The following is a 6,700-nucleotide window of genomic DNA, read 5'->3' on the forward strand; positions in this document are numbered from 1 at the left end:
AGGGCCTTTCGGTCGGGGGCAGGGGGCGGTCAGTCCTGGGCGCGGCCCGTGGTCACCCGGGCGAGGATGAGCGCGAGCAGGATGATTCCGCCGTAGATGGCGTCGATCCAGAACGACGGCACCTGGGCCATGGTGAGCATCGTCTTGACCACGCCCAGCAGGAGGACGCCGGTGAGGGCGCCGAACATGGTGCCCTTGCCGCCGTCGAGGCTGATCCCGCCGATCACCGCGGCGGCGAACACGGTGAAGATCATGTTCTGGCCCTGGTTGGCGCCGATCGCGCCGACGTAACCCGTGTACATCAGGCCGCCGACCGAGGCGAGGACGCCGGCGACGACGTAGACGCCGAGCCGGACGCGGTCGACGCGGATGCCGGCGGCGCGGGCCGCCTCCAGGTTGCCGCCGATCGCGTACAACGAGCGGCCCACACGGTGGTACTTGAGCACCAGTCCGGCCACGGCGAAGGCGGCGGCCGCCACCCACACGGAGATCGGGATGCGCAGGAAGGTGGTGGTGGCCAGCGAGAAGAACGAGTCGGGCATGCCGAACAGCGTCTTGCCCTTGGTGGCACCGACGAGCAGCCCGCGCAGGATGATCAGCATGGCGAGCGTGACGATGAACGCGTTGAGCTTCACCTTCACCACGAGGACGCCGTTGAAGGCACCGATGGCCGCACCCACCAGCGGGATGGCCAACAGGGCGAGTCCGGCGGGGAGTTCGGTGCCCCAGCCGGCCTGGGCTGCCGGCAGGACCAGCAGCGCGGCCACCGCCGGGGCGATGCCGACCACCGACTCCAGCGACAGGTCGAACTTGCCGGTGATCAGCACCAGCGACTCGGCGAGCACCACCATGGCCAGCGACGCCGAAGAGGCCAGGATGGAGATCAGCGTGGCCTCGGTGAAGAAGGAGTCGTTCAGCACCGCACCGAGCAGGAGCAGCAGCAACAGCGCCGGAACCAGGGCGAGTTCGCGGGCGCGCCGCACCAGCACGGCCCGCGCCGACCGGGCGTCCGGCACACTCACCGCCTTCACCGGCGGCGCCTTGGTGTCAGCCATGGTGGTCCACTCCTTCGATGGAGGCGATCAGCTCGTGGTCGCGCCAGCCGGCCGGGTGCTCGGCGACGACGCGGCCGTGGAAGAGGACGAGGACGCGGTCGCAGCGCCGCAGGTCGTCGAGTTCGTCGGAGACGACGAGCACGGCGGTGCCGTCCTCGCGGGCGCTGTCCACGCGGGCCAACAGCGACTCCTTGGACTTCACGTCCACGCCCGCGGTGGGGTTGATCAGGACGAGCAGCCGCGGGTCGGAGGCGAGGGCGCGGGCCATGACGACCTTCTGCGCGTTGCCGCCCGACAGGTCGGACACCGGCTGGCCGGGGCCCTCGGCGTGGATGTCGAGGCGGTCGATCAGCTCGGCGGCGACGCTGCGCCTACGGTCGGTGCCGACGAACCCGAAGCGCCCCAGCCGGTCGAGGACGCTCAGGGTGGCGTTGTCGCCGACGGTCATGCCGGCGATCAGGCCCTGGTCGTGCCGGTCCCGCGGGACGCAGCCGACACCGGCCGCCAGCGCGGCGTGGACGTCGCCGAACGGCAGGTCCCTGCCGTCGAGTCGAGCCGTTCCGCCGGTCGGCGTGCGCAGCCCCGCGAAGGCCTCCGCCAGCTCGATCTTGCCGCTGGCGGAGGAGCCGGCCAGCCCGACGACCTCACCGCGCCGGACCGTGAGGTCGATGTCCTCGTACGTCTCCGAGGTCAGGCCGCGGGCGTCGAGCAGGACGGGCGCGGCGTCGTCGACGATCTTCTCCTGCACGCCCTGCTCGGCGAGGGTCTCGATGGACTCCCCCGCCATGGCCTCGACCAGGGCCGTCCTCGGCAGGTCGGCGACCGGGGCCGTGGTGATCCAGCTGGCGTCGCGCAGCACGGTGACGGTCTGGCAGACCTCGTAGACCTCCTGGAGGTGGTGCGAGATGAACAGGAAGGTGACGCCCGAGTCCTGGAGCGCGCGCATGCGGTCGAAGAGCCGCTCGATCTCGCGGTTGTCGAGCTGGGCGGTGGGCTCGTCGAGGATGATGAAGCGGGCGCCGAAGCTCAACGCCCGTGCGATCTCCACCATTTGGCGGTCCTCGACCTTGAGGTCGGCCGTGCGTGCCTCCGGGTCGACGTGCACGTCCCAGGTGCCGAGGAGCTCGGCCGCCTCGCTCTTCAGGCGGCGCCAGCTGATGAAGCCGCGGTGCAGCGGCTGGCGGTTGATGAAGAGGTTCTCCGCGACCGTCAACTCCGGTACGACCGTGGGGTGCTGGTAGACGCAGGCGACCTTGCGGCGCCAGGCGTCCCGGTCGGCGAGCGGGGGCGCGGGCTCGCCGTCGAAGCGGACCGTGCCCTCGTCCGGCGCCTCCAGGCCGGTGAGGACGCGAACCAGGGTCGACTTGCCGGCGCCGTTGCGGCCGACGAGTGCGTGGGACTCGCCGGCCAGCACGGTGAGCCGGCCGTCCGCGAGGGCGGTGGTGGGGCCGTAGCGCCTGACCACGTCCCGCGCCTCGACGAGCGGCACCAACTGGCTGTCCTGGATGCTCATTTGACCGTGTTGCCCCAGAGCTTGGGGTCGTCGACGTTGGACTTGGTGACCAGCGGGGCGGGCAGCTGGTCCTCGAGGATGCCGCCGGGCAGCTTGACGATCGTCGAGTCGTGGTCGGTCGGGCCGGGCTTGAAGCTCTTCCCCTCCATCGCCGCCTTGATGTAGTACATGCCGTACTTGGCGTAGGCGTCGGCGGGCTGGGAGACGGTCGCGTCGATCTGGCCCTTGCGGATGGCGTCGTACTCCTGCGGGATGCCGTCGTTGGAGACGATGACGATGTGGCCCTTCTGGCCGGCCGTCTTGAGCAGGTTCTTCGACTTCAGGGTCTGCAGGGTGGGGGCGAGGTAGACGCCGCCGGCCTGCATGTAGATGCCCTTGATGTCGGGGTTGGCGTTGAGCAGGGTGTCGAGCTTGGAGGCAGCGGTGTCGGACTCCCACTTGGCGGGGATCTCCAGGACCTTGAGCTTGGGGTACTTCTTCCTCACGCAGGAGCGGAACGCCTCGGAGCGGTCGCGGCCGTTGACCGAGGCGAGGTCGCCCATGATCTGCACGACCTTGCCGCTGGTGACGTGGGCGCCGAGGTAGTCGCAGGCCTTGGTGCCGTAGGCGACGTTGTCGGCGCGTACGACCATGGCGACCTTGCCCTTGTCGGGTGCCACGTCGACGGCGACGACCGGTACGCCCTTGCGGTCGGCCTGGTCGAGGCCGGCCTCGATGGCCGCGCTGTCCAGGGGGGCCACGACCAGGCCCTTCACGCCCTGGTTGAGCTGGTTGTTGATGTCCGTGATCTGCTGCGAGGGGTCGCTGTTGGAGTTGACGGTCTTCAGTGCGTCGACGCCCTCGGACTTGGCCATCTTCGGCACGTAGTCGTTGTACGACTGCCAGAACGGCGAGGTCAGCAGGGGCAGGATGACGCCGACCTTGCCGCTGCCGCCGCCTCCCCCGGCGCTGGCGGAGCCGCCGGTGTCCTTGGTGCTGCCGCAAGCGGCGAGCGCGAGCGAGGCGCAGGCGGCGATGGCCGCCACGCCGAGGATGTTGGACCTGTTCCGTTTCCGCACTGTCCTGCCGGGCATCTTGGCGGCTCCTCGTTGAGCGGGTTCGAGCAGATGACGGCATACTTATCAGACCACTTCCCCGAAACAACACCCCTGTACCCCAGATTTTGCAGCCCCGGACCCATAGTGGTCGGACCACTCGGCTGGTTAGACTGCGGCGGACCCGGTGACTGGAGGCGCGGCGTGGACGAGACAGCTCCACAGAAGGGCACCGTGACGCAGCGGGCCATGGAGCAGATCAAGGCGATGATCGGCGAGGGCCGCCTCGAGCCCGGCCAGCGGCTGCCCACCGAGCGCGACCTCGCGGCCCAACTGGGCATCTCCCGCAGCTCGATGCGCGAGGCGATCCGCGCGCTGACGGTGCTCGGAGTACTGGAGGCCCGGCACGGCTCCGGCATCTACGTCACCCAGCTGGAGGCCGGCGACCTGCTGGAGACCTTCGGCGTGGTCGCCGACCTCTCCCGCGGCCCGCGCCTGGTCGAGCTCCTGGAGGTGCGGCGCATCCTGGAGTCGACGGCGACCGCGCTGGCGGCCGCCCGCATCACGCCCGACCAGCTCGCCGAGGTCGAGAAGCACCTCACGGCGATGAACGCCACCGACGACCCCGAGGAGATCCTCGCCCACGACCTCGCCTTCCACCGCGAGATCGCGATCGCCGCGGGCAACGACACCATGGCGGCCATCCTGGAGGGCCTGTCCTCGCGCACCTTCCGCGCGCGGGTCTGGCGCGGCTACCAGGAGGAGGGCGCCTTCGAGCGCACCCGCCGCGAACACGCGGCCATCCACCGCGCGTTGGTGGCCCACGACCCGGAGGCGGCCCGCGCGGCGGCGGCCGCACACGTGGGTGAGGTCGAGCAGTGGTTGAGGACGCAACTGGGCTCGTGAGCCCGGGACGCAAGAGGAAGGCCGTCTCCTCCTTACGGCACCCCCATTCCGTCGTATTCCCGACACCCCGGTTCTCTGCTTAGCTGCCCATCGACAGCCGCGGAGCATCGGGGGTTGCCCCGCTGTCACTCAGCTACGGGGGTACGGCTGTGAAAGCCTCTCAGAGAACGTGACCCCGCCGAAGACCCGTCGGGCGACCTGCGCACCGCCCAACTCACGCACGGTTCTTGACGGTTCAACGGCTCACTTCACCCGCTTCCACCGTGCGGCGAGGCATGCCCGCGCGGTGTCCCGGACGCGCCCGCGCCCCGCCGGGCCACGACGGCGCTCCGCCCTGCCCTGCCGCCCGCCGCGGCCGGCGGCCCTGGTTCCCCAACGCACCATGCACGAAAGAGGGTTCGACATGCCTGTCCACGACCCGCTCGACCTCGACCACCTCAGGTCGGTACTCGACCAGGCGGGCAATCCGTGGCACATGACCACGACCAGCATGACCGCGCTCACCGAGGAGCAGCGTGTGGTGCGCCTCGGCGTCCCCGTCGAGGAGCGCGACCGCACCGCGATCGAGAACGCGCGGCAGAGCAGTGTCGCGGCCGCACTCGAGGCGACCGCCGACTCGGTGGGCGCACCCGCCGCCTTCGACCTGCGCAACATCGGCGGCGTCAACTACACGACACCGGTGAAGAACCAGGGCGCGTGCGGTTCCTGCGTGGCCTTCGGCACCGTCGGCATGATGGAGCACGTCACCCGGTTCAGCTACCGGGCGCCCCAGCTCCCGGTCGACCTGTCCGAGGCCCAGGCCTTCTACCTCTACGGCCGCCAGGCCGGCGCGAGCTGCGGCTCCGGCTGGCTGCCCGAGCCGCTGGCCGACAAGGCCCGCGACAGCGGCATCACCATCGAGGCCTACTTCCCCTACACGGCGGGCGACCAGGACGCCTCGAAGCTCAACGCCGACTGGCCCAACCGCCTGGTGAAGATCCGCAGTTGGCAGTCGGTCACCAACAACCCGGCGGCGATGAAGGAGAACATCGCCACCTACGGCTCCATCACCGCCTGCTTCCTGGTCTACCAGGACTTCTTCAGCTACTCCAGCGGCGTCTACCGGCACCGCGCCGGCGACCTCGCGGGCGGCCACTGCGTCAACCTGGTCGGCTACGACGACGCCCAGCAGTGCTGGATCGCCAAGAACAGCTGGGGCCCCGGCTGGGGCGAACAGGGCTTCTTCCGCATCGGCTACGGCGAGTGCGGCATCGAGACCTGGCACAACGTGGCCGCGCTCGGCACGGTCATCCACGACTGGCTGCCCGACCAGCGCATCACCGCGCTGTGGAGCAACGAGGCCGACGCCAACGTCTGGGCCTACGGCGAACTGCGCGGCTGGCTCAGCCTGAACGGCTCGGTCGGCGCCACCGACGCGGCGATGCTCGCCGAACTCGCCGCGTCCAAGGCGGCGGGCGCCAAGGTCGGTATCTACGAGGACAACGGCACCGTCCAGCAGATCTACGCCTGGTGAGACCGGGGAGAGGAGAGCAGGAGATGAGCCCGCAGAAGAGCGGCGGTCCCAAGGACCAGCCCCAGCAGCAGCCGCCCAGCACGGACAAGGTCCGCTCCTCGGCCGAGCAGGACGAGGCCGGACGGCCCGTCCTCCTTCCGCCCGGTGTGGACGTCGGCCTCAGCGGCAGCGCCCTCGGCGCGGCCAAGCCGGCCAGCGACGTGATGGTGGCCCGGTTCGAGCAGACGGCGGCCGGTGAGGCCCGGCCGACCATCACGCCCGAACTCCACGGCGACCTCCAGGCGTTCGCGGCGGCCCAGTCGGCCACGGCGATCACCGGCACCTGGACGCAGAACGCGATCGTCGACGCCATGTGGTGCATCAACCAGACCCGCAACGCCTTCCTGCACGTCAAGGGCGGCGCCTGGAAGAAGATCTACAACGGCAGCGACTACGCGTTCACCGCGCTGACGACGCTGGCCTCCCAGGCCCGCCAGACGGCCAAGCCGGTCTCCTTCCGCGAGGAGGCCGACGGCATGGTCCACGAGATCTACCTGTTCTGACGCCCGCCCGAGGGTGAGGGGCCGTGCCCGGTCGACCGGGCACGGCCCCGGACGGTGTCACCGCTCCCGCCGTGTCGATCGAAGGGGAAGCAAAGGGAGGAAGAGTCGGCCACATCGGCGCCCCACGGCCCAGTCAG

The 6,700-nt window shown here is 70.3% G+C and carries 6 protein-coding genes; 3 read left to right on the forward strand and 3 right to left on the reverse strand.

Features of this window, described 5'->3' with window-relative positions:
• Positions 1-29: 29 nt before the first annotated feature.
• Genes ACFU97_RS15380 through ACFU97_RS15390 form a run of 3 tightly spaced genes read right to left on the reverse strand, consistent with a single transcriptional unit; the run spans position 30 to position 3,641 of the window.
• Complete coding sequence (locus ACFU97_RS15380) at positions 30-1,055, reverse strand: ABC transporter permease (RefSeq protein WP_384255925.1); 1,026 nt, start codon at positions 1,053-1,055, stop codon at positions 30-32.
• Complete coding sequence (locus ACFU97_RS15385; protein WP_384255927.1) at positions 1,048-2,568, reverse strand: sugar ABC transporter ATP-binding protein; 1,521 nt, start codon at positions 2,566-2,568, stop codon at positions 1,048-1,050. Before ACFU97_RS15385 ends, ACFU97_RS15380 begins: the two co-directional genes overlap by 8 nt.
• Positions 2,565-3,641 (reverse strand): sugar ABC transporter substrate-binding protein, encoded by a 1,077-nt coding sequence (locus ACFU97_RS15390; protein WP_384255930.1) that lies wholly within the window; start codon positions 3,639-3,641, stop codon positions 2,565-2,567. Before ACFU97_RS15390 ends, ACFU97_RS15385 begins: the two co-directional genes overlap by 4 nt.
• A 165-nt stretch (positions 3,642-3,806) precedes the next feature.
• On the opposite strand from ACFU97_RS15390, the gene ACFU97_RS15395 reads away from it, so the two are divergent.
• From ACFU97_RS15395 to ACFU97_RS15405, 3 genes are all read left to right on the forward strand, one after another.
• Positions 3,807-4,508 (forward strand): FadR/GntR family transcriptional regulator, encoded by a 702-nt coding sequence (locus tag ACFU97_RS15395; protein ID WP_384255932.1) that lies wholly within the window; start codon positions 3,807-3,809, stop codon positions 4,506-4,508.
• Between the two features lie 403 nt (positions 4,509-4,911).
• Positions 4,912-6,021 carry a C1 family peptidase gene (locus tag ACFU97_RS15400; protein WP_384255934.1) on the forward strand — a complete coding sequence of 370 codons (1,110 nt, stop codon included), beginning with the start codon at positions 4,912-4,914 and terminating at the stop codon, positions 6,019-6,021.
• Positions 6,022-6,044: 23 nt separating this feature from the next.
• On the forward strand, positions 6,045-6,563 hold the full coding sequence (locus ACFU97_RS15405; RefSeq protein WP_384255937.1) for a hypothetical protein: 519 nt from the start codon (positions 6,045-6,047) through the stop codon (positions 6,561-6,563).
• The last annotated feature ends 137 nt before the right edge of the window (positions 6,564-6,700 follow it).

The sequence above is a fragment of the Streptomyces sp. NPDC057616 genome (genome assembly GCF_042800575.1).
Taxonomy (GTDB): domain Bacteria; phylum Actinomycetota; class Actinomycetes; order Streptomycetales; family Streptomycetaceae; genus Streptomyces.